The 3,540-nt window shown below is 68.8% G+C and carries 3 protein-coding genes; 1 reads left to right on the top strand and 2 read right to left on the bottom strand.

Annotation, left to right across the window (positions count from 1 at the left end; translation table 11 throughout):
- Positions 1-225: 225 nt before the first annotated feature.
- On the bottom strand, positions 226-2,253 hold the full coding sequence (locus I55_RS29615) for an ATP-binding protein (protein ID WP_049974631.1): 2,028 nt from the start codon (positions 2,251-2,253) through the stop codon (positions 226-228).
- Between the two features lie 30 nt (positions 2,254-2,283).
- The gene (locus I55_RS36510; RefSeq protein WP_148294045.1) at positions 2,284-2,502 is read right to left on the bottom strand and encodes a hypothetical protein; all 219 of its coding nucleotides are present in this window, start codon (positions 2,500-2,502) and stop codon (positions 2,284-2,286) included.
- A 546-nt stretch (positions 2,503-3,048) separates the two neighbouring features.
- Here I55_RS36510 and I55_RS29610 point away from each other — a divergent pair.
- On the top strand, positions 3,049-3,540 hold a 492-nt coding region (locus I55_RS29610), incomplete at its 3' end, for a hypothetical protein (protein WP_148294044.1).

Here is a 3,540-nt window from a genome sequence, read left to right as displayed (position 1 = left end):
CGCCGCCGCCGTTCGAGGACGGCCCGGATGGTCCTGGCAATCCGGCGGTCACGCCGCCCAACCCCGGCGGCATCCCCATGACGCCACGCGCGCCCACCGCGACGCCGGTGACGCCGCACTGATGTGCGTGGCCTTTGATCGGGGTTGATCAAAGGCCGCCCTGAGCTGCCAGGTGCCGACACCCGCCGGCGGCCCCGCTTGGGGCCTACGGCGCCGTGGGGCGTTTCAGGCGACGGCGCTGTCAGTCGTTTCGATTTGGGCGCCCAGCGACTCGCTGAGCCAGCGGCTCAAGCCCTCCGCCGCCTCTTGCGCGTTGTCGCGCAAGCGGGTGGCCAGGGCGCGCTGGATCTCCGGATGGTCGTCGCGCAGGGCTTGCTGCGCCCGGCGGGCGTCGGCCGACAGACCCGTCAGGCCGACGTTGGCGGCCACGCCATAGAGCGTATGGGCGGCTTGGCCGGCGGCGGAAATGTCGCCCCCCGCCACCTTTTCCATGAATCGTTCCGCCGTCTCCACCAGCGTGCGGGCGGTGATGGCCACGAACTCCGGCAGGTCCTTGGGACCGATGGCCTGGGCCACCGTATCCATCTGCGTGCGGTCCAGGGTGACACCCGCCGGTGGCATCTCCTCCAGCCAGACCAGGGCGCCTCGGCCGGCCCAGGCCTGGTGCATGACCTCGAACAGGGTGTCGGGCCGCAGCGGTTTGGTGACGAAGCCGTCCATGCCGGCCGCCTGGCAGCGGCCGCTGTCGGCGGCGTCTGTGTTGGCGGTGGTGGCCACGATGGGCACGCGGGCGCGGGCGCCGTCCGGCAGGGCGCGAATGCGCCGCGCCGTTTCCAGCCCATCGATGCCCGGCAGTTGCATGTCCATCAGCACCAGGTCGAAACGGCCCCGGGCCACCAGGCGCACCGCGGCCGCCCCATCGGCGGCCACGGTCACCGTATGGCCGCGCGCCCGTAGCAGGGCGTCCAGCACCACCTGGTTGGCGGTCACATCCTCCACCACCAGCACGGCCAGGGGCGGCATGGCGACGGTGGTGACGTCCGTGCCGGTGGCCAACGTCGGGGCTTGGTCCTCCGGTTCCGTCGTGGGGATGGTGAACCAGAAATGGCTGCCGTCGCCCGGCCGGCTGTGGAAGCCGATCTCCCCGCCCATGGCCTGAATCAACTGCTTGGCGATAGCCAGGCCCAGGCCGCTGCCGCCGTAGCGGCGGGCGACCTCCGCGCTGGCCTGGCTGAAGGTTTCGAACAGGCGGCCTTGCGCCGCCTCCGGCACGCCCACACCGGTGTCCGATACGATGACGCCGAATTGCAGCCGGCCATCGGCCATGCGGTCGGCCGAGGCGCTGATGCGCACCCAGCCGCGCTCGGTGAACTTGATGGCGTTGCCCACCAGGTTCAGCAGCACCTGGCGCAGGCGCAGGGGATCGCCCACCAACCGGTCGGGGAAACCGGGACTCTTGCGGATTTGCAGGTCCAGCCCTTTTTCCGCCGCCCGGCCGGCCATCAGGGCGCGCACCCCTTCCAGCAGGGGGGCGGTGTCGAAGGCGGTCTGCTCCACCTCCAGCTTGCCGGCCTCCACCTTGGACAGGTCCAGCACATCGTTCAGAATGGCCAGCAGCGATTCCCCGGACTGGTGCACCGTGCGGACATAGTCGCGCTGGCGCATGGACAGGCCCGTCTCCAACAGCAGGTGGGTCAGGCCCAGGATGCCTGTCATCGGCGTCCGGATCTCGTGGCTCAGGGTCGCCAGGAAGCCCGACTTCGCGCGATTGGCATGGTCCGCCGCGCGCTTGGCCGCCGCCAAGTCCAGCTGCAGTTCCAGCATGTGGCGCATGCGCAGGCAGGTTTGCCGTCCCATGCGGTAGAGGAAGACGGGATAGAACAGGCTGCCCAGGATGAGCGCCAGGCCTGGCGCTCCGCCAGTCAGTGTGGTGGCTGTCAGCGCTGTCCCCGTCAGCGTCAACAGGGACAGGGTGGGCGGCACCAGCTGCAGCTTCAGCACCAGGGGATGGAAGGCGGTGCCGCCGGTGCGCAGGGCCATGGCAGCGCTCAGCACCAGGATCAGGAAGAAGCGTCCGGGCAGATGGTCGCCGGGCCAGGCGAACAGGGGCAGCAGGCTCCACACCACCGACGGCACCAGGCGGGCGGTGATCAGTAGGTGCCGCCAGGGTCGGGGGTCATTCACCCGGTCGGCCTGGGCCAGGAAGCGCTGGAAGGCCAGTTGCGAGGTGCCTACCGTGACGATGGACAGCACCGCCCAGGCGGCGGTGGCTGGCCATGGCGCTCAGGTAGCGGCCCCGCCGGCGACGATGACGGTCAGCAGGGGGACCAGCCAGAAGTCCTCGCGATGGTTCAGGGCCATCAGGGTCAGCTGGCCCAGTTCGATCAGGCGGTGGCGCGGCACCGACTCGGCCCGGCGGCCCAACGCTTCCAGGAGGGCGGCGCGGCGCCCGCTGGCCAGCGGGCGGCCCAGTCGCCGCAGTCCCCGTGTCAAACGTCGCACGTCCGGTGTCCCCGATGCCCGATCCGGATGCGCCGCCGGCCTGCCAGCCGAGCGGCTTCGTTGTCCCGATGGAAAGCGGGGTTTGTCATTCTTGACCCCATCCCTGGCCGTCGTCCGGCCGGAAACCCCGATTCCTGGGGCGGAACAGTACGACGACTTGAGGAGACGGCCAATTACATTTGCGAATAAACCCTGTAATTCTCATTCAGAGAAAATTGCTAAAATTTTAAAGTTGTCAAAGCCCTCACCGCCTGGAGGCTCTTCCAGTAGAAGTGGAGCAGCCCATCCATCACGGGCGATTTCCGATTGCCGGAATGGGCTCGGCGCGAGAAGGGGGTGGACTGAGGTAAAGACTGACCGATGTCCCGTTTTTTCTTGCATTACAGGGCTCAAGGGCCCGAAGAATTGGCTGGGGACGGAAAATTGAATCGGTCGGATCGGCCGTGGTAAGCAATAGGCCGTCTTGATCGGGCGGCTGGTGCAAACCGTTTGAAGTGCCGGGACCCGTGGGGTCATAATCCGGTCTCTTGCAGGGGGCAGGGTGGCATGTTTCGGAAGGTGATGGGCTGGATTGCCGGCAAGGGAGACGACGCATCGCCCCCTCCGGATGCTCTCCCCTCCTCCGTTAGGCCTGACGGGGACGGGCCTCAGGGGGAGGCGGCGGGCGATGTCCGGGTGGAGCATGTCCGCCCCGACAGCGGGCGCAGCCCCGTCTTCTCCTCCCGCGCCGTGCGCGACGCCGCGGTCGTGACCTCCGCCATTGAAGCCATCCGCCATTATGTCGCGGGCGAGGAACAGGCCGAGGGCCTGACCCGCAAGCTGCAAGCGCTATCAGCCGAACAGTTCAGCTTCCTGCAGATCAGCATCGATCCCGCCCTGACCGCCAAGGCGGTCGTCCAGGCGGCGGAGGCGCGCACCGCCGCCGCCACCGCGCTGAAACGCCTGCTGACCCATATGTCCGATGGCAGCAAGCCGGCGGGCGAGACCCCGGCCGCCGCCCCCGTGCCGATGACCAACCCGGAGATCACGGCGGCCCCG

The sequence above is a fragment of the Azospirillum sp. B4 genome, from assembly GCF_000333275.1.
Taxonomy (GTDB): domain Bacteria; phylum Pseudomonadota; class Alphaproteobacteria; order Azospirillales; family Azospirillaceae; genus Nitrospirillum.
The sequence above is the reverse complement of the archived record's forward strand: the minus strand, read 5'-3'. Positions and strand labels throughout refer to the sequence as shown.